Origin of the sequence: Novacetimonas sp. GS1, from assembly GCF_036686925.1 — a bacterium.
Lineage (GTDB): Bacteria > Pseudomonadota > Alphaproteobacteria > Acetobacterales > Acetobacteraceae > Novacetimonas > Novacetimonas hansenii.
In genome coordinates this window covers 1,735,395-1,762,205 of the sequence record NZ_VSZP01000001.1, presented here as the reverse complement: position 1 = coordinate 1,762,205, position 26,811 = coordinate 1,735,395, and the positions used below count along the sequence as shown (strand labels likewise).

Sequence of the window (26,811 nt, the reverse complement as noted above, 5' to 3'; positions counted from 1 at the left end):
CGCTTCAGGCCGCCTTGGTAAACAGACGGTGGAAGTTGACGGTGGTCAACGCGGCGAACGCGTCATCCTCCATCCCGCGCAACCGTGCAACCACCTGCGCGGTATGGGGGACATAGCCTGGTTCGTTGCGCTTGCCGCGCTTTGGCACCGGGGCAAGGAACGGCGCATCCGTCTCCACCAGCAGGCGTTCGGCGGGAATTTCCGCGGCAACCGCGCGCACGGCCTCCGCCCGGCCAAAGGTCGCAATGCCAGAAAAACTGATATACCCGCCAAGTTCAACCGCCGTGCGCGCCAGTTCCGGGCCGGAGGAAAAGCAGTGTACCAGAAAGGGAAACGCCCCGTTTTCCACGGTCTCGTCGCGCAGAATGGACATCATGTCCGCATCCGCATCACGGGTGTGGATCACCAGTGGCAGGCCCGTCTGTCGTGCCGCATCGATATGGGCGCGAAAACTCTCTTGCTGAAGGGGACGGATTTCAGGCTTGCCATGGAAATAATCCAGACCGCTTTCACCAATCCCGATGACACAGTTGTCGTGCGTCTGGGCAATGATGTCATGCGCTGTCGGCACCGGGGTTTCATCGACATGGTCGGGATGCGTGCCCACCGTACACCAGACGCGCACGCGATCGGAATCAAAACCGGCAAGCCGCTTCTGCTCCGCCGCGCGCGACAGGCGCGTGCCGATGGTGACAAGCCCGCTGACCCCCGCCGCGCATGCGCGCGACAGCAGGTCAGGCAATTCTTCGTCCGAAAAATGGTCAAGATGACAATGGGAATCCGTCAATCCACCCCGCGCCATCACTGGGATTCCGCCTCGACAAAGCGTGGGAATATGCCCTTGGGCGCGGGAAGCGGGCGACCTGCGGGTAACGGCGTCCCAAGGGCCGCGAAATCGCGTTCCGTCGCTTCCACACCCAGTTGTGTCAGCATCGTATCCATGCTGCCGGGCATATAAGGCTGCAAGACCGTGGCGATGGTACGCAAGACATCGGCGAGTACGCGCAGGACATCGGCCATGCGTTGCGGATCGGTCTTCTTCAGCGCCCACGGAGCCTGATGGTCGATATAGGCGTTGCTGGCGCGGATTACCTTCCACACCTCCTCCAGCGCATCGGTCAGCGCCTGACGGTCGATCTGCCCATGCATGAGATCAGGCAGCAGGCTGGCCTGCGCCAGCAGCGCCGTATCCTCCGCCGTGGGCGTTGCGCGTTCGGGCAGCAGGCCGGCACAATTGCGCGCGATCTGTGACAGGGTGCGTTGCGCAAGGTTGCCAAGGTCATTGGCCAGTTCGACATTCATGCGCGTGATGATGGCCTTGCGATTGATATCACTGTCGCCGCCAAAGGGCATTTCACGCATCAGGAAGAAGCGCACCGGATCAAGGCCGAATTCCGCCACCAGATCGCGCGGGTCAAGGACATTGCCCAGCGACTTGCTCATCTTCTGCCCCGCGATGGTCCACCATCCGTGGGAAAACACACGCTCCGGCAGCGGCAACCCTGCCCCCATCAGCAGTGCAGGCCAGTAAATGGCATGGAAACGCAGGATGTCCTTGCCCACCAGATGCAGGTTCGCGGGCCAGAAATCCCAACGTGGCGCGCCTTCGTCAGGATAGCCCACGGCCGACAGGTAATTGGCCAGCGCATCGACCCAGACATACATCACATGTTTCGGATCGCCCGGAACGGGAATGCCCCAGTTGAAGCTTGTGCGGCTGATGGACAGGTCACGCAGCCCCCCCCGGACGAAGCTGCGCACCTCGTTACGGCGTCCCGCAGGTTCCACGAATCCGGGGTGGGTTTCGTAAAGTTCCAGCAGCCTGTCCTGGAACTTGGACAGGCGGAAGAAATAGGAAGGCTCCTTCACCCATTCCACCGGTGCGCCGGTCGGGGCTGTGCGGGTGCCATCCGCTGCGGTGACAAGTTCCTCTTCCTGATAGAAACATTCATCGCGCAGCGCGTACCAGCCTTCGTACGCCCCGAGATAGATATGGCCGTTCTCCTCCAGCTTCTTCCACAACGCGGCGGCCCCTTCGGCGTGGCGGGGTTGGGTCGTGCGGATGAAATCATCGTAGGAGATGGCCATCTTGTCATACATATCGCGGAAATCCGCGGCGACACGGTTGGCCAGTTCGATCGGGGTCACGCCGGCTGTCTGTGCCGCCTGCTCCACCTTCTGCCCATGTTCGTCGGTGCCCGTCAGGAAAAAGACGTCAAAGCCCGCCAGCCGCTTGAACCGCGCGATCACGTCCGCCGCGACGGAGGTATAGGCGTGTCCGATATGGGGCGCCCCATTCACATAATAGATCGGTGTCGTGACGTAATAGCGCCGTGTCATATTGCATTCACCCGCGCAAGCGCCGTCAGGAGCGCCTGCTGCTTATCCAGATTGAAATTTTCAGTCTCCGCACGTAGCCGGACCAGATCCTGCCACGCATCGGCCATGCGTTCGGGCCGCATGTCGCGTGACTGCCCCTGGCCTTGTGGCGCACGGAGGAGTTCGCGTGTCCTTACCGATATGGCATCGCATAACAGATCGAAAAAGACTGAAAAGCCATTTTCCGATTCCGTGATGCTACTGGCGATGCGATAGGCATCCGTCCCGCCATCCTGTCCATCCATCACCTGCGCCACCAGCGCGGACAGCTTTATCCCGTCCCTGTGCAGCAGGGAAATCGCCCGTCCCGCCGATCCATGGGACAGGGGGATGATATTTTCGATATCCGCGCGGTACGCATCATCAACCACATCTGTCAGCACGGCATGTAAATCATGTGCTGACAGCGGGCCGAGGTCCAGCGTACGGCAACGGCTGCGGATGGTTGGCAAAAGGCGACCGGGCGCCGCGCAGGTCAGGATCAGGATCGCACCTGCGGGGGGCTCCTCCAGAATCTTGAGGATGGCGTTGGAGGCGGTGCGGTTCATGTATTCGGCGCCATCGACGATCACCACCCGCCACCCGCCCTCGGCCGCGGTGCGACGCAGGAAGGCCCCGATCGGGCGCACGTCATCGCCCACGATTTCACGGCGGGGACGACGGGTTTTGTCATCCACCCCCCGTGCGATCACCAGCAGGTCGGCATGCGTCCCGGCGGTGATGCGCCGGCCGACCGGGCTGTCGTGGTCATGTGCCTTCAACAGGGCGCGGGCCATCATGAAGGCCATTGTCGCCTTGCCGATCCCGTCCACCCCCGTCAGCAGCCACGCATGATGCAGGCGGCCCGCACGCATCACGGATGCGAACTGCTGCCACGCGGCGTCATGCCCATGCAGACGGGTGCGTTCGCGCGGGGCTGTCATCGGGCTGTCATCCCTGTCCCCACGACATCGGCAGACGCGTCGCGACATGCCGCGCGACGGCCTGGGCCACGATATCAGGCGGCTGGGCCGCGTCCAGCGTGATGCACCGGCCCGGTTCCTGCCGGGCGATGGCGGCAAACCCTTCGGCCACACGGGCATGGAAGGCCTCCGCCGCGGTTTCATACCGGTCGGGGCGATTGCCGCGTGTGCGCAGGCGTTCACGCGCCATGGCACGCGGAACATCGAGGATGAAGGTCATGTCGGGCCGGGCGCCAGTCTGCTGGCGCAGGGATGCGATCAGGTCGAGGATTGCAGGATCACCCATACCCCTGCCATATCCCTGATAGGCGGCGGTGGAATCGGTGAAACGATCGGAAATGACGACCTTTCCCGCCTCCAGCGCCGGGCGGATCAGGCGATCGACATGGTCATAGCGCGCGCCAAAATGCATCAGTGTTTCAGCGCGCAGCGACAGGTCATGTTCGCCGAACAACAGGAAGTCGCGCACGGCCTCCGCCCCGGGCGTCCCGCCCGGTTCACGGGTGCGGACAATCCTGTCGGATGGCATGATCGTGGCAAGATGTTCTTGCAGCAGGCGAACCTGCGTCGATTTCCCGGCCCCTTCCCCCCCTTCGAACGTAATGAACAGTCCCGTCATTGCCCCTGTCATCACCTCTGCCATCGCCTCAGTGACGTCCCAGTTTCTGCCCCAGCACGGCAGAAGCCCGGCCAAACAGGCCAAGCCGCCCGACATCGTTCCCAGCCACCAGCGGCACCATGATGTCGGCCAGACCAGTATTGGAAATCACAAGCTGTCCCAGCACCTGCCCCGCCTTGATCGGTGCGGGCACGGGGCTTTTGTAATCCAGTGCGATGCGCACGCGGTTCTGCCAGCCGTGGGGCAGCGTCAGCAGGACATCGCGCGTGGCGACAAGCGGCACGGTCGCCGCCTTACCAAGCCAGACGGGCGCGCTGTCGATGACCGCCCCATTATGTACCAGCGTCGCATTTTCGAAATTGACAAACCCCCATTCGAGCAGCCTCTCCCCCTCGAACGCGCGGGCATTGCTTGATGGCAGGCCGTTGATGGCCATGACGATCCGGTTTCCATTACGTTCGGAACTGGCGCACAGGCCAAAGCCGCCCGCGTCGGTATGCCCGGTCTTCAGGCCGTCGGCGATCCCCTTGACCACCAGCGCATTGCGGTTTTCCTGCGAAATCCTGTTGTATCGGAACCCTTTTTCCGCAAAGAAATGGTAATATTCGGGAAAATCGTGGATCAGGTGCATCGCGATGGTCGTGACGTCGCGCGCGGACATGTAATGCCCGTCCGCAGGCCAACCGGTCGCATTCATGAAATGCGTATTGGTCATGCCAAGCTGTACCGCCTGTGCATTCATCAGGGACACGAACTGGTCCTCGGACCCCGCGACACCTTCGGCAAGGACGATACAGGCGTCATTACCCGACTGGATCACCATGCCCTGAATCAGATCAGACACCGCGACCGCGCCCTGCAGGGGGACGAACATCTTCGACCCCTGCATGCGCCATGCCTTTTCACTGACGGTCAGGGTCTGATCAAGCTTCAGCCGTCCCGCGCGCAGCATCCCGAAGACGACATAAGCCGTCATCATCTTGGTCAGCGAGGATGGTGGCATGCGTTCGTCCGCCGCCTTTTCCAGCAGCACGGCGCCGGTGGTATAGTCGATGATGCACGCCCAGCGCGCGGGGGTATCGACCGGCCCGATCAGGCTGTTGGCAGGGGAATAGGACCCGGCAGGCGCCTCTGCCCCCCCGGCGGCGGGGGCTGACGGGCCAGGTGCGGGATGATGTCTGCGTGCGGCAAACGCCTGCCCCGCAGGCAACAGGGCCAACCCGCTTACCGCGCCAGACAGGACTGCGCCCGAAAGGACCGCGCGGCGTGTGGGATACCGGCCCGGCATGGCGGCGGGAAGCTTGGCTGTGCGAAGCTGTGCGTGTCCTGATGTCATGTAATCTCGTTACCCAGAAGCCCAACGGCCAGTGCATAGAAATCCGACGGATTATAACGACGGATTGCGTTAAAATTACGATAGACCATGAAGGATTCGCCCCCCACCCCATCGGGGCGCAGGATCGCGCCGCGCATGTCCGCGCGGGGGAATGCGCTGCCGTCGATCTGCCGCACCCCGGCATCCATCCATTCCTGCAAGGTCCTGGTATGCGTCCGTCCAAGCGCAGCCTGCGCCAGGGTATCGGGCACCGTGACCTGCTGTCCCCACGGTTCGTCGCCGATCCAGCCGGAATGCGACAGATAACTGGCGATGGAGCCGAATACGTCGGCCGTGGAATGCCAGATGTCACGCCGCCCGTCGCCATCCATATCCACGGCATAGCGCAGATAGGCGCTGGGCATGAATTGCGGCTGTCCCATCGCGCCAGCATAACTGCCGATCATCTGTTCGGGGGCGATATCCCCCATCCCCAGGATATGCAGCGCCTTCATGAGTTCATCGTGGAAGAATTTGGCCCGACGTCCGTCATAGGCCAGCGTACACAACGCATCGATGACGCCAAATGTGCCCATGCGCGTGCCATAGGCGGATTCCAGCCCCCATATCCCCGCAATCGCCCCCGGCGCGACATTATAACGCGTCAGCGCCTGATCAAGCAGCGCGCGCTGCACCGCTACGGCCGTGCGGCCATCTGCGATCTTGCGGGCGGTAATGACGCGCTGTCGGTACTGCGCCCATGTCAGGTGGAATTCCGGCTGCGTGCGATCCAGCCGAAGCACCTGCGCATTGGGCGTGGACAGGTCCAGCGCCCTGTTGGCAATCCCGGTATCGAGCCCCTGTCGAATCGCGTCATCGCGCACACCCGCGACGAACGTGGCGTAATCCTGCGCATGCCCATAGGCCCGCCCCGCGCGCAGGGCGGGGGCGATCACCCCGGTGGACAGGGCAACGGCGGACAGCAGGAATGTGCGGCGTACAAGCATTGTGATGCTCTGCCACGGAGGCGGGGTGGTTTCAATCCTTCAGGCCCCATTCCGGGCGGTTTGTGTCGCATGCCGTGACTGGTGGACACAATCAGGTAACAACTTCGGGTTTGTCCGTATCGCGGAAGCATGCAACAAGGTCGCCATAACACGGTTATGCGCGGGCCGGATTGCGACGACCTGTGTCGGACACGGGGCGCGCAGGGGCGGCGCCAGCGCCTTAGTGCGCTATCATTCGCGGCCTTCCGACATGTCGCGTCACGCCGTCCCGTGGCGTTGGGCCTGCATCGGTCATGAGTTGAAAGAGGCTTGTCAGTTATTGGTCACGTTCCCCTCCCCTTTGCCGCCATGTGTGCGTTAGCTGGCCGTAGATGTCTTTATCCCTGACTTCATTCCTTGCCACGGCGGGGGCCTCCCCCCTGCTGCAGGGGCTGGCCATTATCGTCGGCACGTTCATCCTGGAGGATGCGGCAACGATCGTGACCGCCATGCAGGTGCAGACGGGGCATGTGGACCTGCCGGTCGCGCTGGTGGCGCTGTATATCGGCATCGTGGTGGGGGATATCGGGTTGTACGGGCTTGGCTATCTTGCCGCGTGCTGGCCCCCTGCGCGCCGATGGGTCACATTGCCGAACGTGGAACATGAAGGCCACTGGTTCGACCGCAACGTCTTTCGTATCGTCTTCATCAGCCGGTTCATTCCCGGCGCACGCCTGCCATTATATACCGCCTGTGGTTTTTTCCGCGCGCGGCTGGGCCTGTTCTGTGTCGCGGCCGTGCTGGCAACCCTGATCTGGACAACGCTGCTGTTCGCCGTGTCCCTGCGTGTCGGACAATTCCTGATTTCCCACCTGGGGACATGGAAATGGCTGGGACTGGCGGGCTTTATCGTAACCATCTTCCTCATCAGCCGTACCATTGCCCGATTGCAAGGCCAATCCCGATGACCGACATGTCCACCATCTCCACGCCCGCCTCCTCCCCCACGAAGGCCCCGTCCCCCCTGTCCATGTTCGAATTCTGGCCGGGATGGATCTTCTATACCCCGGTGGTGATGTACTGGATCATGATGGGCCTGCGTTATGGCGACCTCAGCCTGCCGACAGCCGCCAACCCACGCATCGAGACAGGCGGTCTGTGCGGGGAAAGCAAGAGTTCGATCCTCAACATGGCGGGCGAGACCGCGCGCCGCTGGATTGCGCCCTATACGCTGGTGGAAACGGGACACAACGACACCGCCCGCGCCATACAGGCCATGGACCATGCCGGACTTGGCTTTCCGGTGGTGTTGAAGCCCGACATCGGGTGCAACGGCACGGGGGTCAAGCTGGTGGCCGATGCCGGGGCGCTGGCGCAGGCACTGGCAACATTCCCGCGCCATGTCTCGCTGATGCTACAGCGCCTGATCCCCTATTCACACGAAGTCGGGATTTTCTATATCCGCCATCCCGACGAAGCGCACGGGCGCATCACCTCCATGACCTACAAGGAGGTTCCGCTTCTGGTTGGGGATGGTCGCTCCACGGTGGAAGAACTGCTGCATGCGGACCCGCGCACGCGGCTGGTGCCCCAGATCTATATCCCGCGTCTGCGCGGCCGCCTGGCCGACGTTCCAGCCAAGGGCGAGGCACTGCCCCTCGTCTTTACGGGCAATCATTGCAAGGGTGCGATTTTCCACGACTGCACGGCCGATGTGACGCCTGATCTTGAGGCACGGATCGACGCCATCATGCACGATATCCCCGATTTCCATTTCGGGCGTATCGACGTAAAGGCAGACTCCGCCGCCGCTCTGTTACGGGGTGAGAAATTCGAGATCATCGAAATCAATGGGGTCGGATCCGAAGCCACCCATATCTGGGATTCGCGCACAACCCTGCGTGATGCCTATGCCGCGCAGTTCATGCATTACCGCGAAACATTCCGCATCGGGGCGAAGAAACGCAAGGCGGGCTGGAAACCCAGTGGCGCGATGACAATGCTGCGCTGCTGGCTGCGACAGCGCAGGCTGCTGGCGTCCTATCCCATGAATGACTGATGCCCGGTGGCCATGCGGAGTGGCCATGCGGATCGTTCAGGAAGGGTCCGTAGGCAGGCCACCATTGCCAAAGATGTAATTGCTGACCTGCTGTTCCAGGCTGACCGGTTCATGGGTGTCGGTTATGGGCGCATCGGGGGGAAGCGTGGCCTTACTGTCGCCCGCCCGCACCATCAGCGCCATATCGGCCGTCAGCGACGGGCTGCCGATGGACAGGCTTGTATCGGCGGGCAGATTGACGGCACGATCCACCGTAAAGCCCACATTCGCCATATAGGTCGTGGGGTCAAGGACGATGGAAGTGACCCGCCCGACCGAAACCCCGCCCAGTTCCACATCGGCACCGACCTTCAGCCCGTTGGCGGAAATAAACCGCGCCGTCAGGGGGCGACCGCCACGGTCCGGCCCCATCTGGGACGCACGGGCATAGGCACAGAACCCCGCTGCCACCAGCAATACCAGACCACTGGAGATGATCGCGCCGCTTCTTTCCCTTGCCATGACGATCCTTTGCCCATTTATGTATCGCAGCAATGGCATCGACCATCGCATCCAGACGTTGCATATAGACTAATTCGCCACGGATATCCCGACAATGACACTCCTGCAGGCAATCATCATTGCAATTATCCAGGGGGCAACCGAACTGTTCCCTGTCAGCAGCCTTGGGCACGCGGCCATCGTGCCCGCACTCCTGCACTGGTCGGTGGACCTGCATGGGGACACGTTCCTGCCTTTTCTGGTCATGCTGCATCTGGGGACTGCCACTGCCCTGCTGCTGTTTTTCTGGGGGGACTGGCGCGCCCTGCTGTCTGGCGCATCGGGACGCGATGGCGTGCAGCGACAGATCGAGAGCGTACGCATCTTCATTCTGCTTGGCGTTGCGACGGTTCCGGCGGTGATCGTGGGGGGCCTGTTCGAACACATGATCCGTCACCTGTTTGGCACTGCGCGCTATGCGGCGATTTTCCTGACGCTCAATGGTGCGATGCTTTTGCTGACGGAACGGATCAAGGGCCGGGGCACGCAAAATGTCCTGAGCCGGCCCATCGCCTCTCTGGGCATGGTGGAAGCCGTCATCATCGGCCTGTGCCAGTGCCTTGCATTTTTCCCCGGGATTTCGCGTTCCGGGGCCTGCATCGTGGGGGGGCTTGTCTGTCGGCTGTCGCATGAAAATGCGGCGCGTTTTTCATTCCTGATGGCACAGCCCGTCATCCTGATGGCCACCGTCAAGGAAGCGTTCGAGATGCGGCATATCACACTTGCCCCCGGGCAGTTGCAGACGGCCGGGATCGCAGCGGTGGTGGCGGCGGTGGTGGCGCTGTTCAGCACCGTCATCCTGATGCGGTATTTCCACGATCATGAAAAATGGGCGCTGCAGCCTTTTGGATATTACTGCATTGCCATGGGGGTATTCGCCTTCATCTATCTGGGCTGACGGCGATTGGTGGCGATGCAGGCACAGGACGCCAACCCGGCCATTCATGCCGTATCGCGCATGCAAACCCAATGGTGGCGGGAGCGTTTTTTGCGCAAGCAGCACCATATCCGCCACACCGCATGCGACCTGGTCTGGTTTGGCGATTCCATTACCCATAACTGGGAACGCCACGGACCACCGGCATGGCAGGACTTTGCCCCGGTGTGGCGGGCCTATTATGGGGATCGCCGTGCGATCAATCTTGGCTTCCGGGGGGGATGATACGCGCAACCTCCTGTGGCGTCTCATGCATGGGGAACTGGATTTCCATAACACCCCGCGCGTTTTCATCGTGATGATCGGGGTCAATAACCTCGGGCATCTCGGCCAATACGCGGGACAGGCCGCAGGAGGCATCCGCCGCATTGTGGAACGCATACACCATGCATTCCCCGACAGCCCCCTCATCCTCCCTGGTGTTCTGCCCTCCCTGCGATCAGCATGGGTGACATCGCAGACAACGCGCCTGAACCATATGTTGCGCACCTATGCCGCACCGCGGGGGCGATGGCTGCATTACATCGACCTTGCCCCCTGCCTTCAGACCGGCGGCAAGGTTGACGCCAGCCTGTTCATGGACCCGCTTCTATCGCCGCCGGGCCTGCCGTTGCATCCGTGCGCCATGGCGCAGGCGCGCATCGCACGACATCTGGAACCACTCATATGCAGGCTGCTAGGTGACTATCCGCATCATCTCCTGCCGCCTCGCGCTGCCTATTGCGGCGTTCCCTGACCCTGCCCCCTTGTTCCGTTGGGCGGTGGCCCTGCCTTGCGCGGCCCTGAATACGCCCCAGGAGGCGGCCGGTCGATCGGCGGGGAGAGCATCATGGGATCGTACATCGCACTGCGTCCCGAAACCGCGGCAACATGGGACAAGCGTTCACGTGGCAGGGCCTCGGGGCATTCATCGCGCAGGAAGGCAATGATCTGTTCGCGTATTTCACAGCGCAGGTCCCAGCTTTGCATCGCAGAACGGGCACTGGCGATTACGCGGATGGTCATGACCTGTGCGCTGCAATCCGCGACCTGTACGTCGAATACCTTGCCATCCCACAAGGGGGCTGCATGCACGATTTCGCGCAGACGTTCGCGAATACGGTCCATCGGGGCGTGAAAATCCACATACAGGAACACCACCCCGATCAGGGCTGCCGAATTATGGGTCCAGTTCTGGAACGTATTTTCAAGAAAATATGAAATCGGCACGATATGCCGCCGCCAATCCCATACCCGCAGAACAACATATGTGGAGGTTATTTCCTCCACCCAGGCCCAGTCACCATTAATGATGATCAGGTCCTCCATACGGATGGGCTGTGTCATCGCGATCTGCATGCCCGCGAACAGATTGGTCAGCAACGGGCGCGCGGCCAACCCCACCACGAGTGAGGCCGCACCCGCCGATGCAAACAGGCTCAGCCCATACTGGCGCACCGGTTCGAACGTCATGAGCGAGGCCCCGACCGTCAGCAACCCGATCAGCAGGTCCGCCGTCCGGCGCAGCATGCGCACCTGTGTCATATGCGTGCGCAGCAGGATATCGTCCTTGTCGTTCTTGTCACTGATCCGCGCAAGATAGGCTTCCGACAGGATACGGGTGGCGACAACTGCCGCATATCCCAGCATCAGCACAAACAGTACCAACAATGTATGCGTCGTGGCCTGGATCATTTCATATGGCAGGCCGGACGCCGGCAGCGCCGTTCCGACAAACAGCACGACCAGCATGATGCGCACCGGGCGCTGCATGGCCATGGTGAAGGTACGCACGAACGCGCCGCGCTTCTGTCCCGGGATACGAAGGATAAGCTTTGTGAAGAAACGGCTGAAAAGTTCTGCCATCAGTCCGGCAGCGCAGAGCATGAGAATGGAGGAAACAGGCCCAGGCAACCACCCGAAAAGATTTTTAAGGTCAGTAAGAACGGTAATGAATTCGTTTTTCACGAATGAATCTCAGCTTTTCTCTTATATAGTCTGGGGTATGGTACGCATATTGCGCACATGGCGACAACGCGACCTTGCGGCCTGAATTCTTTTTATAAGGGAATCATGGCGATAACGGGTTGACTTCTCCCTTGGGCGGGGATATTTCGCACTCATCCTAACGCGATGGCGGCGTAGCTCAGCGGTAGAGCAGGGGAATCATAATCCCTTGGTCGGCGGTTCAAATCCGTCCGCCGCTACCATCCGCGTTAGGATTGATTCCCAAAGACTTAGCGACATGATCTGGCCTCCTCTGGCAGTGGTATGCTAGTCACGATTTCTCCCCCTTCCCAAAACGCTAGTCACTCCCCTCGCCTGCCGCCTTTCATCAAGCGCGCGACTGGACAGCTTTGCAATGGCGTTAACCGCCCTCGTTTTCTGTTCTGCGTGCCGCACATAGACGCTGACGGATGTGGCAGATGTGTGTCCTGTGATCGACATGACCTCCCGTTCCGTGCATCCCGTTTCAGCCAGCCACGATGCTGCTGTCGCGCGCAATCCGTGCCAGACGACGCCATGCAGGCCCGCTGCTCTGCCCGCTAATCTGATTGCCTTAACTAACAGCGGTTTGAAACGAGTTGAGTTCCCACGACGTCCTAACGGTAGACGTTAAAATCGTTTTATCTGTCCGCATGCCCCTTTCCATGGCATACCCTATAAGGATCGACAACACCGTCACGGCCTGCCGTCCGCTTTGACAAGGCCGATGAACTGGTCCTTTCCGGTGCCGTGGATCTCGACGTCGTAGATTTCTTTGCCGAATGACACGTCCCGGAAAATATCAGGTGCACTGCGTCAATGTTCTGTCATTGCGCTTTCCTTAACCATGGACGAGCCTGAAATTCCACTAGACAACGAAGAACGTGATTTCGGCCCCCGCGTGACGCGCAGCGCCTATCGCATCGAGCCTGCGGTGCGCCAGCAGGAGCCGAAAGGATTCAAGGCTGCCCGCTTCATTCCTGGTCAGCGTAAGGCCAAGGCCTGCGGCATGCGCGAGTCCTCGGTATGGATGGAAAAGCGTTTCCGTAACACGGAAATCGCTACGGCGTGTCGTCAGTTATCCGCTCCCACTGGTAGTCACGTAAGCCATAGCGCCGCATCTATTGTTCTCCCCCAAATCCGAAAAAAACAGTCATGACAGAGCAACAGAAAGTACACCCCTCAGCTCAGAGCCTGTTTGAAAAGTCAGGCTCGATAATATCATGAAATCATAAAAGTTTTTGGTGAAGCTTTTTCCAAAAAGCTTCAGAAGACGCCGCCTTTCTGAAAAAAGGCAGCACCCAAAAACTTTTCTTATTTTTTATCAATGAGTTGTTTTCAAACAAGCTTTCAGGGCTTAACTGACGACACGCCGTAAGGCCCTGAACACCACCGCCACGACCGCCGGTGATCGAAAAATACGGCCCAGAGGCATGCCCCCTCCCCGTCTGCCGCAATCCATAAAGCAGACAGGCAGTTATGGGAGAAAACGAAAGGTCCGGGCTTTTGGTGGGTAAGTGCAATAGCTGACGTAGTGACAACTCGATTTTTCTTGCCGCTCCCAAATAAGTCCTGCTACGTATTACAAAACGTAATACGGAGATGAGGCCATGGAAACGGTCGTCGTGCGCAAACAGGGCAATTCTGTCGGCGTTACTCTTCCGGCGGAAACACGTATCCGCCTTGGTCTGGAAGTCGGACAGGAACTTACGCTGGTCGAAATGGTCGACGGAATCAAGCTGGTGAAGCGCAATCTCAAGCTTGAACGCCAGATGCAGATGGCGCGCGAGACGCTGCGTGAGCAGGCTGACGTTCTTCAGGAACTGGCCAAGCGCTGATGCCGGATCTGCCTGAGTTTCTGGAACCTGACGTGGTGCTGTTCATGCACGATCAGGCCCTGAAGGAATATGGCGGGACCCATGGCCTCAGAAACGAGGACATGCTGCACAATACGTTAGCCCGCGCCGAAAACTGCTGGCACTCTACTGAAGTACCGGCGCTGGACGCCGCTCCCCTGGCTGCTGCCTATGCTTGTGGCATTGCGCGTAATCATTCCTTCAATGACGCCAACAAGCGGACAGCCTGGAACTGTTGCATCCTTTTCCTTCGGCTGAATGGAACCCGTGTGCAGGTCAACGCCCCGGATGCCGTCGAGGCGATGGTGGCTCTTGCATCTGGCGCAATGGCGGAAGATGCGTTTGCGGCGTGGCTTCGGCAACATTTTCAAAATCAGTAATTCATATATTTTCGACATCGGACCAGATTTTCTCATGAGCACGACACCCAATACCGCCTCCCTATCTTCCATGATCTGGCAGGTCGCCGATCTCCTGCGTGGCGATTTCAAGCCAGCCGAATACGGCCGGGTTATCCTGCCCTTTACCGTTCTGCGCCGCCTTGATGCCGTGCTGGCCCCGACCCGTGACAAAGTGCTGAAGGAAAAGGAGAAGTGGGAGCGCAAAGGGATCGACCCAATGCCTTTTATGGAGAAAGCCGCTGGTTTGCGGTTCGTAAACACGTCTGACTTCACGCTGAAAGGCGTGCTGGATGATCCGGATAACCTGGCCGAGAACCTGTCCGCCTATATCAACGCCTTCTCCCCCGCCGCCCGTGACATCTTCGACCATTTCCGCTTCACCGAACAGACAGACCGGCTGGCCAAAGCCAATCTCCTCTATCTGGTGCTTGAAAAATTCATCAGCTTCGACCTCAGCGATAAGGCCGTTGATAACCACCAGATGGGGCAGGTGTTCGAAGAACTGATCCGCAAGTTCTCGGAAGCCTCCAACGAGACCGCTGGTGAGCATTTCACCCCGCGCGAAGTCATCAAACTGATGGTGAACCTGATCTTTGCTGAGGATGACAGCCTGCTGACCCCCGGGAATGCTGCGGTCCGCACCATCTATGACCCCACTGCGGGCACCGGCGGCATGCTTTCTGTCGCGGAAGAGTTCCTGCTCGACCACAATCCGGATGCCCGCCTGACCATGTTCGGGCAGGAGCTGAACCCGGAATCTTATGCCATCTGCAAGGCTGACATGCTGATCCGTAATCAGGATGTCAGCAATATCCGCCTTGGCAACACGCTCTCCGATGATGAACTGGCGGACCATAAATTCGATTACATGCTTTCCAATCCGCCTTTTGGCGTGGAATGGAAGAAGGTCGAAAAAGCCGTCCGGGCCGAGCACGAAAAGCAGGGTTATGACGGACGCTTCGGCCCTGGCCTGCCGCGTATCTCCGACGGTTCCATGCTGTTCCTGCTGCATCTTGTTCACAAGATGCGTCTTACCAAAGATGGGGGCGCACGTTTCGGGATTGTCCTGAACGGCTCCCCCCTGTTCACGGGGGCTGCGGGGTCTGGCGAGTCCGAAATCCGGCGCTTTGTGCTGGAAGAAGATCTGGTCGAAGCCATCATCGCATTACCGACCGATATGTTCTTCAACACCGGTATCGCCACCTATGTCTGGGTGCTGACCAACCGGAAGCCGCAAAACCGCAAGGGCAAGGTGCAACTGATCGACGCCTCCTCCTTCTGGCGGAAAATGCGAAAAAGCCTCGGCTCCAAGCGCAAGGAAATGGGGGAGGACGACATCACCCTCGTCACCCGCCTGTTCCGGGATGCGCAGGAAGCGCAACTTGCCACCATCACCGCCACAGACGGCACGCAGACACGTGCAGTCGTGATGCAGGGCGAAGCGCCACCGGAAGCGCCAGAAGGCGGCAAGGTCCGGCTCGCGCCGCTCAGCCGCATCTTCAATAACGAGGATTTCGGTTATCAGACCATCACCGTGGAGCGTCCGCAACGCGACGGGGACGGCAAGATCGTCCTCGGCCAGCGCGGCAAGGCGAAGGGCAAGCCCATGCCCGATAGCAGCCTGCGCGATACGGAAAACGTGCCGCTGAACGAGGATATTCACGCTTATTTCAAACGCGAAGTCCTGCCCCATGCCCCGGATGCGTGGATTGATGAGGACAAGACAAAGATCGGCTACGAAATTCCGTTTAACCGGTATTTTTATGTGTTCGAGCCACCGCGCCCGCTTGCGGAGATTGATGCGGATCTGAAAGAGGTGACTACGAAAATCATGGCAATGCTTGGGGAGCTTTCGGCATGAGCTTTCCGAAGTATCCGGCTTATAAGGACAGTGGGGTTGAGTGGATCGGGGATATTCCGGTTGGGTGGGAAATTACTCCATTAAAAACAGTGGCAAGTATTTCAACAAGCAATGTAGATAAGAAATCTTACAACGGCGAGCACTCTGTATATTTATGCAACTACGTAGATGTTTTTTATAATAACGACATAACGTCTGATATAAAATTTATGCAGGCGACTGCATCTAAGAAACAAATAGAGACATTTTCTCTGATTACTGATGATGTTCTTATCACAAAGGATTCTGAGTCAGCCGAGGAGATAGCGATACCAGCATACATTCCGCATCATTTAGATAATACGCTGTGTGGTTATCATCTGGCAATATTACGATCAAATCGCAGATTATCTGGACGATTTCTTTTTTGGTTCTTTTTAAGTGCTGCGCTTAAATTTGAAGTTAAGTGCAAGGCTAATGGACTAACGCGAGTTGGATTGTCTCAATACGCATTGAACAATATCGTCTTCCCTCTCCCCCCACTCCCCGAACAGCAGGCAATAGCCAGCTTTCTGGATCGCGAGTGTGGGAAGATTGATGCCCTGATTGCCGAACAGGAGCGGCTGATTGCCCTCCTTGCGGAAAAGCGGCAGGCCGTCATCTCCCACGCCGTCACAAAAGGCCTGACCCCCAACGCCCCCATGAAGGACTCAGGCATCCCGTGGATCGGGATGGTGCCGGAAGGGTGGGAAATTCTTTCACTCAATAAAGTAGTTAGAAATTTTATTGATTACCGTGGTGTTACACCTAATAAAGTCGAAAGTGGTATTCCACTTATTACTGCCTCATGCATAAAGCATGGTCGAATTGATCATTCCATAGATCCTGTTTTTATAACAGAAAAAGAATATAACAGGAGAATGACACGCGGGTTTCCGAGAGCAGGAGATGTAATTCTCACTACGGAAGCTCCGCTTGGTGAAGTTGCTATCGTAGAAGATGCATTAATATCTCCAGGTCAGAGAATGATTTTATTTAAACTACATGAAAGTATGTCAAATTTTTATATGAAATTATATTATTTATCTGATATTGGTAGACAGGAACTTAGAAGCCGCGCCAGTGGGTCAACAGCAAGTGGCATAAGAGCTGACAGACTGCGTGCAAGTGCTATCCCTGTTCCTCCCCTGAATGAGCAGAAGGAAATATGCGCTTATATTGACAGGAAGACCTCTACTTTTGAGAGCCTCGAACAACAGATAAGATATGAGTTGGACATCCTAAAAGAACGCCGCGCCGCCCTCATCTCCGCCGCTGTCACCGGCAAGATCGACGTTCGCGCCCAGAGCAAGGCGCGTGCAGCGTGATCGACACCAAGGGCCGCTCTCTGGAGCTTTTCTATATCGACGGTCATCCGGACGGGATGATTACTGCCGAACTCTTCAACTGGACGGGGCATGTGTTCGTCACGCCCCGCACACGTCTGACCGAGGCGCTGCGACGGGAGGAAGCCGGTTACGCGGGCGTGTACCTGCTGCTGGGGGAAAAGGACGGGCAGGATTTCGCCTATATCGGCGAGGCCGAGGACCTCAGCACGCGACTGAAGCAGCATGCGGCGGCCACTGACAAGGACTGGTGGGAAACCGCCGTTCTGATCTCCGCCAGTGCAAATCGGCTCAACAAGGCGCATGTGAAATATCTCGAAGCGCGGCTGATCGCCATGGCGCGGGAGATCGGGCATACGCCGCTGCATAACGGCAACGCGCCCTCCCTGCCGGGACTGACGGAGGCGGATATTGCCAAGATGGAGGCGTTTCTTGGCAGCCTGATGGTGGTGCTGCCGGCCATCCGGGTGGACATGTTCATTCAACGCAGCCGTCCGGCGGGATCATCGCGCCCCGTTCCGGCGTTTGAGGCGGCGGAAGCGGACACGGATCATGCGATAACGCAGACCGCTCGTTTTATTCTGAACAAACCCCGCATTGACCTGACGGCGAAAGCGGTTTTTCAGGACGGCGAATTTATTGTCGAGGCCGGGTCGCAGGCACGGAGTGAGTGGCAAAGGCAGGACAGTGCACAGGCTGGTTCCTACAGACCGTTGCACGATGAACTGGTGCGGTCGGGTATTCTGCAAATGGCGGGAACACATCGGGTGTTTACCAAAGATTATGCATTCAGAAGCCCAAGCGCGGCCGCCGCAGTTGTTTTCGGCCATTCCGTGAGTGGTCCTGCCGCATGGAAGCTGGAAAGCAACCCGGAGGTTTCGTTCCGGGACTGGCAGGCCCGTCAGCTTGATGCAGTAACAGAAAAAGACGCTAGCACATGACAGACCTCCACAAAGAGCACCATCTGGAAACCGAAATCTGCGATGACCTCGCGCACTCCGGCTGGCTTTATGATGAGGTTTCGGCGGCCCGATATGACGTGGGACTGGCGCTGTTCCCCGAAGACCTGCTGGCGTGGGTGCGCGAATGCGAGCCCGAGGCGTGGGAGACGCTGGAGAAAACGCATGGTGGCGCGGCGGGTGCTGTGTTGTGCCAGCGGGTGCGGGATGCGCTGAACATACGGGGCACGCTGGTTGTGCTGCGGGACGGGCTGGACATTATCGGCCTGACGAAGACGCTGAAAATCTGTCAGTTCCGTCCGGCCCTGACAATGAATCCGCATCTGCGTCATCGCTATGACGCCAATCGCCTGCGCGTGGTGCGGCAGGTGCGCTATTCGGCCAGCAACGGCAATGAACTGGATCTGGTGCTGTTTCTGAACGGCATTCCGGTGGCCACGGCGGAGCTGAAATCGAACTACACACAGTCGGTGCAGGACGCGGTGGAACAGTATTGCACCGACCGCCTGCCGAAACCGCCCGGCAAGCCTGCAGAGCCGCTGCTTTCAGTCCCTGGTGGTGCGGTCGTGCATTTTGCTGTCAGCAACAGTGATGTGAGGATGTGCACCCATCTGGATGGCGCGCACAGCCGCTTTCTGCCGTTCAATCAGGGGAATCATGGTGGGGCGGGCAATCCCGATACCACGGCATATCTGTGGCGCGAGGTCTGGCAGCCGGACTCATGGCTGGATATTCTGGGCCGCTACGTCATTGCGGTGAAGAAAAAGGGGAAGATCTCGGGCTGGATCTTTCCGCGCTATCACCAGCTTGCCGCCACACGACTGTTGGTCTCCACTATTCTGGAGGAAGGGCCGGGACAGCGTTACCTGATCCAGCATTCCGCAGGATCGGGCAAAACGAACTCCATCGCGTGGACGGCGCATTTCCTGTCCGACCTGCATGACGTTCATAATCACAAGCTGTTTGATACGGTCATCGTGGTGTCGGACCGCACTGTTCTGGACCGGCAGCTTTCGGAAACCATTGAAAGCTTTGAGCGCACGCGTGGCGTGGTGGCGTCAATCTCCGGCAACGGCGGCAGCAAGAGCCAGGAACTTGCGGCGGCCCTGCATACCGGCAAGAAAATCATCATCTGCACGATCCAGACCTTTCCGTTCGCTCTGAAGGAAATCCGTCAGCTTGCGGCGACCGAGGGCAAACATTTCGCCGTAATTGCTGATGAGGCTCACTCCTCGCAGACCGGGACATCAGCCAGCAAACTCAAGGCAGCTCTTTCAGCCGGTGAACTGGCGGAGCTTGCAGACGGTGGGGAGATCAGCACGGAAGACGTGATGACGTCGGAAATGTCGCAAAGGACTGCGGCAGACGCAGGCATTTCCTTCATTGCTTTCACGGCCACGCCAAAGGCCAAAACGCTGGAACTGTTTGGGCGTGTGCCGCATCCGGATCAGCCCAAAGGCGAGCACAACAAACCTGGGGCGTTCCATGTCTATTCCATGCGGCAGGCTATCGAGGAAGGCTTCATCCTTGATGTGTTGCAGAATTATGTGTCCTGGAAACAGGCGTTTCGCCTGAGCCAGAATGGGCAGATTCTGGATGACACGGAAGTCGAGGCTTCGGAAGCGAAGAAAGCGCTGATGAAGTGGGTGCGCCTGCATCCCACCAACATCTCCGCGCGTGTACAGATCGTGGTGGAGCATTTCCGACAGAATGTGCAGCCTCTTCTTGGTGGCAAGGCGCGCGCCATGGTCGTGACGGCCAGCCGCAAGGAGGCCGTGCGCTGGAAACTGGCTATGGATCGCTATGTTAAGGAAAAGCATTATCCATTCGGGCTTCTCGCAGCATTCTCGGGCGAAGTGGAGGATCTGGAAAGTGGTCCGGAGCCCTTTACGGAAAGCAATATCAACCCGGCCCTCAAAGGGCGCGACCTGAGGGAAGTCTTTGCCGAAGATCCATGGCGGATTCTGATCGTGGCGAACAAGTTCCAAACGGGTTTCGATCAGCCATTGCTGTGCGGCATGTATGTGGATCGTAAGCTTGGCGGGATTCAGGCCGTTCAGACGCTTTCGCGCTTGAACCGCTGCTATCCGGGCAAGGACATGACCTTTGTGGTCGACTTCGAAAATGATCCCGAAGACATCCTCAAGGCGTTCCAGCAATATTACACAAAGGCCGAGCTGACGGACCTGAGTGACCCGAACTGCGTGGTGAACCTGCGTCACAAGCTGGATGATGCCGGGTTATATGATCAGCCTGAAGTGGACCGGGTGGCTCATATCCTTATCAATCCGAAAGCGTCACAGCAGCAGCTTGATGCGGCGATTGTGCCGGTCAGTTCCCGTGTGCTGGACCGGTATCGTGATGCCCGGAAAATTGTTCAGGCCGAACCGGAAGGCTTACAGGAGCGGAAGGAGGCAAAGGAACGCATTGACGGATTGGTTCAGTTCCGAAGCGATCTGGCATCTTACGTGCGGATGTATGAGTTTTTCAGCCAGATGCTGAACTATGGCAATCCGGATTATGAAAAGCTGTACCTGTTCGCAAAAATGCTCTGGCCTTTGCTGAAGTTCGACCGTGAGCGAGAGACCATTGACACGACGACCCTGCGTCTGACGCATCACCGGATGAAGGATCTGGGCAGGCAGAAGCTTGGGCTGAAGAACGAAGCCGGTGACGGGCTGGAGCCCATAAAAGAAGCCGGTTCGGGACAACCGCAGGATAAGGTGAAGGTTCAGCTCTCCCACGTTATTGAGGCAATCAATGACCTGTTCGAAGGCGATCTGACGGATGGTGACAAGGTGGCGTTTGTCACCGGGCTGGAAACCAAGCTGGCGGAATCAGAAAAATTGCGGGAACAGGCAAAGGCCAACACCAAGGACCAGTTCGCCAACTCACCAGATCTTCACGAAGAAGGACTGAATGCGACCATCGAACTGATGGAAGCACATGAAAAGATGGGCAAACAGATGCTGAACGATAGTGCGCTGTTGCGTGCCGTTATTGCCGCCATCGTGAAACAGGGCGGGTTATGGGAAGCGATGCAGAAATAAAGCGTGTTATCCCATTCAGGTAAGGCACGACACGCACAGGCCAACGCGGCAAGAGACCCAGAGTGATCGTTAAGGGACTGTTTGAAAAGTCAGGCGCGATAACATCCTGAAATCATAAAAGTTTTTGGTGAAGCTTTTTTTCAAAAAGCTTCAGAAGACGCCGCCTTTTTAAAAAAAGGCGGCACCCAAAAACTTTTCTTATTTTTTACTCTCTAACTGAACAGAGACCTGTCGCCGCCCCTCAAAACTCTTATACCTGTTTGTGCATGGTTTTGGGGAATTGGGCTGTTACATTCGGTTTCATAAGGAATTTGGAGATCTGTATTCCCCATGAAACCGTTTCGTCTTGCCCTTGCCACGACCATCCTGCTGGCAGGCGTCTCCACATCCGCTTTCGCAAATCGTGCGGAGCGGCTTATGAAAATGTCCGAGGCGGAAATTCAGGAAAAGACAATGGTCGTGAACCAGCCGTGGGATCCGGCCATCATGATCGGACAGAACCGATTGCCGCCAAAGGGATCGGTGGATGAGGCGCGGGCATGGCTGGATGCCGCCATCCTGACGAAGCCCAGTCCACTTGGGAAGTCTGGCGACGCGCTGTTTTACGTGGGGGCCGGAGCATGGGGCAAGAAAGCGTATACCGGCAGTGAATTCCGGGATTATGCCCACATGAAATATATGGACAGTCCCGGCCCTGCGTTCATCAACGTCAACCAGACGAACAAGAATGGCGAGTGCTCGGAAACAATCATGCCACATGGCGGGATTGTCGACGGGTTCCTGCCCCGCGAGACGATCGAGATGGATTGCGCGCATAGCGTCGAACTGCTGTCACCCATCCTGCGTAGCACGGTTGAATATATCGCCAGCCTGGACCATCCGTGGGAATTTCAGTTCGTCGCGACGGATGGAACCGCTGACGTGCCCCCCGAAAATGTAACCATTTTAAAGTAGAGTCCGATCGAGAAGGATACGGACGAATGAAACGCAGTCGTTTTACGGAAGAGCAGATCATAGGGGTGCTGAAGGAACAGGAGGCTGGGCTCAAGGTCTCTGATCTTTGCCGCAAACACGGGATCAGTGATGCGACGTTTTACAAATGGAAGACCCGCTATGGTGGCCTTGAGGTATCTGAGGCCAAACGACTGAAGGCCTTGGAAGATGAAAACGGTCGTCTGAAGCGTCTCCTGGCGGATGCGATGCTGGATAATGCGGCGTTGAAGGAAATTGTTGGAAAAAAGTGGTGACGCCTGTCGCAAAGCGGCAGGCGGTCCTACACCTTCAAAAGGCTCTGGAGGTGAGTGAGCGTCGCGCCTGTGCCCTTGTTGGTCTTGCCAGGCGTGTTGCGCGGTATGTTTCCACCCGGGCAGATGATGCCACCCTGCGCCAGCGCCTGCGGGATCTGGCGAGCCAGAGACGCCGCTTTGGCTATCGCCGCCTGGGTTATCTTCTGGCACGCGAAGGGTTCAGCCCCAATCACAAGAAGCTGTTCCGTCTTTACCAGGAGGAAGGGCTGAAAGTCCGCCATCGGGGCGGCCGCAAGAGGGCACTGGGGACGCGTTCTCCCATGACCATCCCTCAGGAACCCGGGCAGCGCTGGAGCCTGGATTTTGTCTCGGATGCCCTGATCTGTGGCCGCCGGTTCCGCATTCTGGCTGTTATCGACGATTTCAGTCGCAAGAACCTGGCATTGGTTGCCGACACGTCATTATCAGGTGGACGTGTGGCGCGGGAACTGACGGCCCTGGTGGAACGATATGGCAAACCCCTCATGATTGTCAGCGACAACGGTACGGAGTTCACATCCCATGCCATCCTGAAATGGGCGGATGAGATGAAGGTTGAATGGCACTATATCGCCCCCGGGAAACCGCAACAGAACGGCTTTGTCGAAAGTTTCAACGGCCGGTTGAGGGATGAATGCCTCAACGAGACGCTGTTCACGTCTCTCAGCCATGCCCGACAGGTTCTGGCTGACTGGCGGGAAGACTACAATACGGTGCGTCCCCATTCCCAGCTGGATGGCAGGACACCGGATCAGATCGCCAGACAAGGGTCTCGGGGGCATGCCCCCGAGACCCTTGTCATTCCATCAACCCCAAGCCATAAAAAACGGGAACTCTCCTTTTAAGTGGATACAAAAAAGGGGGCACGTCACCGCCTTCACGGATATCATAACCCCGAATGAAGCCAAGGCGTTGCTGGATAGGGTTGATGAAGAAAAGGCCAAAATGGCCAAATAATTCATATCCGCGTTTCCCGATATTCGATCGGGAAACGCAGGTGATCATAAAGTCGACCGCCTCAATGCCATGCGGGAAAAGGCTGATGATGAATTCTTTTATATTCGCTTGCGAAATATTGGAAGGCTTGGCTAAAGCCGGTTAAGTCTACCGTACTCGTACCTGAATCGCTTGTGGCACTGAAGGTTTCAGCACTCATCAGTGCTTGAAGTGCTGGCGTCCAGCGGGAAAAATGAGCATCATCCACGGCCCACGCTCCTGGTGGGGTCGTAACCCAACCGTTAATGTGATGATAGGAGCCAAAATCGAACGTGACGTTTTTATTTATATCTTTGTTATGGGGATCATAATAATATAAAACTGGAACCCTTTTTTTTTCCGGGCTTCCCTCGTCAATCGCAGTTCCTATGTTGAAACTTGGCTCTGTTTTACTTTCTCCGCAAAAAACAATAACTTCCTCAAATGTATGTGGAGAAGGACCAACCATGCAGTTTCCAAATTCCCGTGGCATTACATCTGGGTCAGCATAGGCGTCCGGAACAAGAACTGTCCCGGATAGAATGCATGTCCCAAGGAAAGAAGCAGCCAGCAGACCAAAATATCGTTTAATTCGAATCATGGGACAAATAATCCAAGTGTTACTTTATGGTGATATAATCTAGCAGTTTATAATGCAGACTGCCTGTACGACATTGCATGCCTGCCATCACGTCACCGGTCTATGCCCCGTCTGCCTGCTTACTTCTGACAATCGACAATTACATATATTGAAATTATCTATTCCGAAATTTCTTGAAATACTTGCTTTTATATAAATCCTGACAAGAACAGGATGACCATTCAGGATGGGGCAGTTCGGTTTGCTATTGCCATCGCATGCGATGCAAGAAAGCGAAACCGGGCCTGCTCCTCCGGGTAGGCAGGAATTCCCTGCAAGGCATGAGACATCTTTCGATGGTTCCTGAATCTACCGCGCCGCTCCCACGGGCGGTCGGGATGCTGCTGGTTCCAGATATTCATCGCCAGCAGTTCAAGTTCGGGATTGGGCACTCCCAGATCAGACTTCGTCATCATATCCACCTCCCTATGCATATGCGGTGTTGGGGCGTTGGAACATTCACGAGGTATCTGCGATATTGCATTGCTGCACACCCCCAACGCATCATAGGCATCAAAGTTCGGTTCCCATGTCCTGATCACCGACACGGCAGGACGGAAAGAGCGCAAACCAGCACGGCCAGGGTTCGCCAGATTGTCAGCCTTATTGACTGCATACACAGAGACGGCAAAATCAGTACGAATGTCATCAGCCGCCATCACGTGCCACCCTTTTTGATGAGATGGGGCAAAGGAGCCCTCTGCCATGTCCTCTTTCTCTTTGTACAAGACGTTTCTGGCGATAACTGCATGCGCCATGCTGGTGACATTGCAGGCAGCCACCCTGCCCCCGGCGGCGGCGCAGGACGCGACGCACCATGGCCCCACCCCCGAACAGAAGGCCGAGCTGGAGCGCGCGGTTCACGCCGCGGTGCAGCACGATATGCAGGCCGTCGCACAATATCCCCTGCCAAAAGATTTCTTCGCACGCATGCTGCCCCTCATGCAGCAGATCGAGCAGGCGCACCTGTCCCCACCCAAGGCAACCCCGAACACGACCCTTGCGATGTCCATCCGGCGGACCGAGGCAATGCAGCCATTGCAACCCCTGCTTCAACGCAGTGGCATGACCGCACGTGATTTCGTCATGGGAATTACCTGTTTCGGCATGACGGAGGCGCTTCTCCAGAAACATGGGCAGGCACACGGAAACCTGCCCCCCCTGAACCCGGCGAATGTCAGCCTGATCAAGGAGCATGATGGACAGGCGCAGGAACTGATACAGATCATGAGCGCCGAAGATGAGGAAGAAGAGGGCCTCCTCTAGATCCGGCGGATGGGCAGGTATGGCCCCTGCCCTCTTCATAGGCTTCAGACCTGATCGCTGGCCTGTATTTCGGGAAGTAGTCGCGTCGCGGATGGCGGGTGTGCATATTTTCCGCGCACGCGCAGATAGATTTCCCTCAACCGGTCCTTCACATATCTGCTTCTGATGCAGGTCGCTGGCGGAAGGTAGGAGAGGCAGAATTCCATAATGCCCATGTTCTTGAGGAAACAGGACTGACGACGCACCCATGGCCAGATCCCGGGGGCGATGACAGACGCAAGCATCCGGGGGGGAACCTTGATGGCGACATCGGGACCAAGCAACAGGCGTCGCATGAAAACAAAGTACGTATCATTGCTTGCCCCCCTCTCCTCCCATGGTTTGGACGTCAATGCCGCATGAAGGATAAGCGGGGCCTGCCCCTGAAAACGGCAGTCAAGGGTATGGCGATCGCGCGTTTCAAGGAAACGGAAATCCCAGCGATAAACCTGCTTTTCAACAGGGGCGAGTGAGATGGCGTCCACCTCATACTCGCTCATCAAGATCGCATTAAGGGCATCCTGGTCAGACTGGGCGGTGGGCGAATCCCATTCGCTTCCTTCCTGATAGGTCGGATGGGAATGAATTGCCTCGCATGCCCGCCACCAGCGTTCCAGCAGGTTGGGCCAGACATCCGTTGAAAAAGCGACGAAACCGGAACAGATATATGTCTGGCGGCGTGGTGGATGCTGTAACGCAAAGATATCCTGCCACTGTGCATACCACCGGTCGTCAATTGGGTTGGCAAAGGCGCAGATCCCTCCCCTACGGGCCTGCGCGACAAGCGGGTTGAGGGAACCGGTGACAATCATGTCGGAATCTATGATCACGGCAATGCCGGATGCATTGGCAATATGCGCGAAAGCCTTGTACTGCCCGGGGTTCTTGATTTTTCCCGGGTCCAGGGGAAAGAGTTCCACCTGCCTGCAAGTCCTGAGCACATCCCGCTGTGCAGGGGTCAGGCCACAATCCCCCACCCGGATGGGCTGCGTATGACCCGCAAGGATCAGGGAATTTATCAGGGCAACAAGGCCTGGAAAATAAGGCGCATTGCTGATGGTATAAAAGCAGAAATCATTGTCCGTAGCCATGTCCGTTCTCTTTTTTATATATTTCAAGCAGAAACGGCAGAATGAGTATTTACGTGTCCTGACCCTATAGCTTTGGAAGTGGTATGTGCGGGGAAAACAGGCATCCCACTACGATCCCGGACAGGAAAAGAATGACCATCAATGTGGTCAACATGGCATGTTTGCGTTCCTGTGGTGTCGCAAATGGGGGCTTGAGGCTTTTATCTGCCAAAGGAGGCGGTTCGCCACTTTTCTTGGAATTATTAACCATCTGGCACACCT

General features: G+C 57.6%; 28 protein-coding genes and 1 tRNA gene. 16 read left to right on the top strand and 13 right to left on the bottom strand.

Translation table 11 applies throughout. The annotated features are described in order from the left end of the window. Positions 1 to 4: 4 nt before the first annotated feature. From FYB92_RS08100 to FYB92_RS08075, 6 genes are read right to left on the bottom strand one after another with little or no spacing between them, the layout of a single operon-like run. On the bottom strand, positions 5 to 802 hold the full coding sequence (locus tag FYB92_RS08100) for a TatD family hydrolase (RefSeq protein WP_332828451.1): 798 nt from the start codon (positions 800 to 802) through the stop codon (positions 5 to 7). Further along, entirely contained in the window at positions 802 to 2,340 is a 1,539-nt protein-coding gene (gene metG, locus FYB92_RS08095; RefSeq protein ID WP_075624721.1) for a methionine--tRNA ligase, read from the bottom strand. Before metG ends, FYB92_RS08100 begins: the two co-directional genes overlap by 1 nt. After that, the gene (locus FYB92_RS08090; RefSeq protein ID WP_075632635.1) at positions 2,337 to 3,302 is read right to left on the bottom strand and encodes a DNA polymerase III subunit delta'; all 966 of its coding nucleotides are present in this window, start codon (positions 3,300 to 3,302) and stop codon (positions 2,337 to 2,339) included. The genes metG and FYB92_RS08090 overlap by 4 nt, the downstream gene beginning before the upstream one ends. Positions 3,303 to 3,309: 7 nt before the next feature. Further along, complete coding sequence (gene tmk, locus FYB92_RS08085; RefSeq protein ID WP_332828992.1) at positions 3,310 to 3,960, bottom strand: dTMP kinase; 651 nt, start codon at positions 3,958 to 3,960, stop codon at positions 3,310 to 3,312. Between the two features lie 28 nt (positions 3,961 to 3,988). Beyond that, complete coding sequence (locus FYB92_RS08080; RefSeq protein WP_332828991.1) at positions 3,989 to 5,248, bottom strand: D-alanyl-D-alanine carboxypeptidase family protein; 1,260 nt, start codon at positions 5,246 to 5,248, stop codon at positions 3,989 to 3,991. 44 nt (positions 5,249 to 5,292) lie between these two features. Continuing rightward, positions 5,293 to 6,282, bottom strand: a complete 990-nt coding sequence (locus FYB92_RS08075; RefSeq protein WP_062809004.1) for a lytic transglycosylase domain-containing protein — start codon at positions 6,280 to 6,282, stop codon at positions 5,293 to 5,295. A 371-nt stretch (positions 6,283 to 6,653) separates the two neighbouring features. Here FYB92_RS08075 and FYB92_RS08070 point away from each other — a divergent pair, with 371 nt between their 5' ends. Both FYB92_RS08070 and FYB92_RS08065 read left to right on the top strand, forming a co-directional pair. Then, entirely contained in the window at positions 6,654 to 7,229 is a 576-nt protein-coding gene (locus FYB92_RS08070; protein WP_075595299.1) for a DedA family protein, read from the top strand. Further along, positions 7,226 to 8,320: a D-alanine--D-alanine ligase gene (locus FYB92_RS08065; protein WP_332828450.1), complete on the top strand. Its 1,095-nt coding sequence runs from the start codon at positions 7,226 to 7,228 to the stop codon at positions 8,318 to 8,320. The genes FYB92_RS08070 and FYB92_RS08065 overlap by 4 nt, the downstream gene beginning before the upstream one ends. A 36-nt stretch (positions 8,321 to 8,356) precedes the next feature. Here FYB92_RS08065 and FYB92_RS08060 read toward each other — a convergent pair whose 3' ends face one another. After that, entirely contained in the window at positions 8,357 to 8,821 is a 465-nt protein-coding gene (locus FYB92_RS08060; protein ID WP_075595301.1) for an MlaD family protein, read from the bottom strand. Between the two features lie 94 nt (positions 8,822 to 8,915). Between FYB92_RS08060 and FYB92_RS08055 the strand changes: the two genes are divergently transcribed. The 3 genes from FYB92_RS08055 to FYB92_RS08045 are packed head-to-tail and all read left to right on the top strand — an operon-like array spanning position 8,916 to position 10,533. Then, on the top strand, positions 8,916 to 9,758 hold the full coding sequence (locus tag FYB92_RS08055; protein WP_075595302.1) for an undecaprenyl-diphosphate phosphatase: 843 nt from the start codon (positions 8,916 to 8,918) through the stop codon (positions 9,756 to 9,758). 15 nt (positions 9,759 to 9,773) lie between these two features. Continuing rightward, positions 9,774 to 10,022: a hypothetical protein gene (locus FYB92_RS08050; RefSeq protein ID WP_332828449.1), complete on the top strand. Its 249-nt coding sequence runs from the start codon at positions 9,774 to 9,776 to the stop codon at positions 10,020 to 10,022. After that, positions 9,991 to 10,533, top strand: a complete 543-nt coding sequence (locus FYB92_RS08045; protein WP_332828448.1) for a GDSL-type esterase/lipase family protein — start codon at positions 9,991 to 9,993, stop codon at positions 10,531 to 10,533. Before FYB92_RS08050 ends, FYB92_RS08045 begins: the two co-directional genes overlap by 32 nt. Here the strand turns inward: FYB92_RS08045 and FYB92_RS08040 are convergent. After that, positions 10,515 to 11,744, bottom strand: a complete 1,230-nt coding sequence (locus tag FYB92_RS08040) for a mechanosensitive ion channel family protein (protein WP_040510856.1) — start codon at positions 11,742 to 11,744, stop codon at positions 10,515 to 10,517. The two genes, FYB92_RS08045 and FYB92_RS08040, sit on opposite strands and share 19 nt — an antisense overlap. Positions 11,745 to 11,911: 167 nt before the next feature. Between FYB92_RS08040 and FYB92_RS08035 the strand changes: the two genes are divergently transcribed. Beyond that, positions 11,912 to 11,986, top strand: a tRNA-Met gene (locus tag FYB92_RS08035). Positions 11,987 to 12,050: 64 nt separating this feature from the next. On the opposite strand, the gene FYB92_RS08030 is transcribed toward FYB92_RS08035, so the two are convergent. Further along, positions 12,051 to 12,281, bottom strand: coding sequence for a hypothetical protein (locus FYB92_RS08030; protein WP_332828447.1), 231 nt, complete (start codon positions 12,279 to 12,281; stop codon positions 12,051 to 12,053). 328 nt (positions 12,282 to 12,609) lie between these two features. On the opposite strand from FYB92_RS08030, the gene FYB92_RS08025 reads away from it, so the two are divergent. Further along, positions 12,610 to 12,921 (top strand): hypothetical protein, encoded by a 312-nt coding sequence (locus tag FYB92_RS08025; protein ID WP_332828446.1) that lies wholly within the window; start codon positions 12,610 to 12,612, stop codon positions 12,919 to 12,921. A gap of 70 nt (positions 12,922 to 12,991) precedes the next feature. On the opposite strand, the gene FYB92_RS08020 is transcribed toward FYB92_RS08025, so the two are convergent. Beyond that, positions 12,992 to 13,327 (bottom strand): hypothetical protein, encoded by a 336-nt coding sequence (locus FYB92_RS08020; protein WP_192266079.1) that lies wholly within the window; start codon positions 13,325 to 13,327, stop codon positions 12,992 to 12,994. Positions 13,328 to 13,372: 45 nt separating this feature from the next. Between FYB92_RS08020 and FYB92_RS08015 the strand changes: the two genes are divergently transcribed. The 8 genes from FYB92_RS08015 to FYB92_RS07980 all read left to right on the top strand — a co-directional run bounded on the left by FYB92_RS08015 (position 13,373) and on the right by FYB92_RS07980 (position 23,384). Beyond that, positions 13,373 to 13,600, top strand: coding sequence for an AbrB/MazE/SpoVT family DNA-binding domain-containing protein (locus tag FYB92_RS08015; RefSeq protein WP_003620405.1), 228 nt, complete (start codon positions 13,373 to 13,375; stop codon positions 13,598 to 13,600). After that, entirely contained in the window at positions 13,600 to 13,998 is a 399-nt protein-coding gene (locus FYB92_RS08010; RefSeq protein ID WP_332828445.1) for a type II toxin-antitoxin system death-on-curing family toxin, read from the top strand. The genes FYB92_RS08015 and FYB92_RS08010 overlap by 1 nt, the downstream gene beginning before the upstream one ends. A 70-nt stretch (positions 13,999 to 14,068) precedes the next feature. After that, entirely contained in the window at positions 14,069 to 15,880 is a 1,812-nt protein-coding gene (locus tag FYB92_RS08005; RefSeq protein WP_075632171.1) for an N-6 DNA methylase, read from the top strand. Then, positions 15,877 to 17,226, top strand: coding sequence for a restriction endonuclease subunit S (locus FYB92_RS08000; RefSeq protein ID WP_332828444.1), 1,350 nt, complete (start codon positions 15,877 to 15,879; stop codon positions 17,224 to 17,226). Before FYB92_RS08005 ends, FYB92_RS08000 begins: the two co-directional genes overlap by 4 nt. After that, positions 17,223 to 18,185, top strand: a complete 963-nt coding sequence (locus tag FYB92_RS07995; RefSeq protein WP_332828443.1) for a GIY-YIG nuclease family protein — start codon at positions 17,223 to 17,225, stop codon at positions 18,183 to 18,185. Before FYB92_RS08000 ends, FYB92_RS07995 begins: the two co-directional genes overlap by 4 nt. After that, entirely contained in the window at positions 18,182 to 21,253 is a 3,072-nt protein-coding gene (locus FYB92_RS07990; protein WP_332828442.1) for a type I restriction endonuclease, read from the top strand. The genes FYB92_RS07995 and FYB92_RS07990 overlap by 4 nt, the downstream gene beginning before the upstream one ends. Before the next feature lie 330 nt (positions 21,254 to 21,583). Beyond that, on the top strand, positions 21,584 to 22,207 hold the full coding sequence (locus FYB92_RS07985; RefSeq protein WP_332828441.1) for a hypothetical protein: 624 nt from the start codon (positions 21,584 to 21,586) through the stop codon (positions 22,205 to 22,207). Between the two features lie 26 nt (positions 22,208 to 22,233). After that, positions 22,234 to 23,384 (top strand): IS3 family transposase gene (locus FYB92_RS07980; RefSeq protein ID WP_237915129.1). Its coding sequence is split into 2 segments (ribosomal slippage): positions 22,234 to 22,492 and positions 22,492 to 23,384, totalling 1,152 coding nucleotides; the frame shifts between segments, so codons are not numbered across the junction. Positions 23,385 to 23,557: 173 nt separating this feature from the next. Here FYB92_RS07980 and FYB92_RS07975 read toward each other — a convergent pair. Continuing rightward, positions 23,558 to 24,115, bottom strand: a complete 558-nt coding sequence (locus FYB92_RS07975) for a hypothetical protein (RefSeq protein WP_332828440.1) — start codon at positions 24,113 to 24,115, stop codon at positions 23,558 to 23,560. Between the two features lie 221 nt (positions 24,116 to 24,336). After that, on the bottom strand, positions 24,337 to 24,861 hold the full coding sequence (locus FYB92_RS07970; RefSeq protein ID WP_332828439.1) for a hypothetical protein: 525 nt from the start codon (positions 24,859 to 24,861) through the stop codon (positions 24,337 to 24,339). Here FYB92_RS07970 and FYB92_RS07965 point away from each other — a divergent pair. Then, entirely contained in the window at positions 24,860 to 25,420 is a 561-nt protein-coding gene (locus tag FYB92_RS07965; RefSeq protein WP_332828438.1) for a hypothetical protein, read from the top strand. The two genes, FYB92_RS07970 and FYB92_RS07965, sit on opposite strands and share 2 nt — an antisense overlap. Before the next feature lie 44 nt (positions 25,421 to 25,464). On the opposite strand, the gene FYB92_RS07960 is transcribed toward FYB92_RS07965, so the two are convergent. Then, the gene (locus tag FYB92_RS07960; RefSeq protein WP_332828437.1) at positions 25,465 to 26,550 is read right to left on the bottom strand and encodes a hypothetical protein; all 1,086 of its coding nucleotides are present in this window, start codon (positions 26,548 to 26,550) and stop codon (positions 25,465 to 25,467) included. Positions 26,551 to 26,811: the final 261 nt, after the last annotated feature.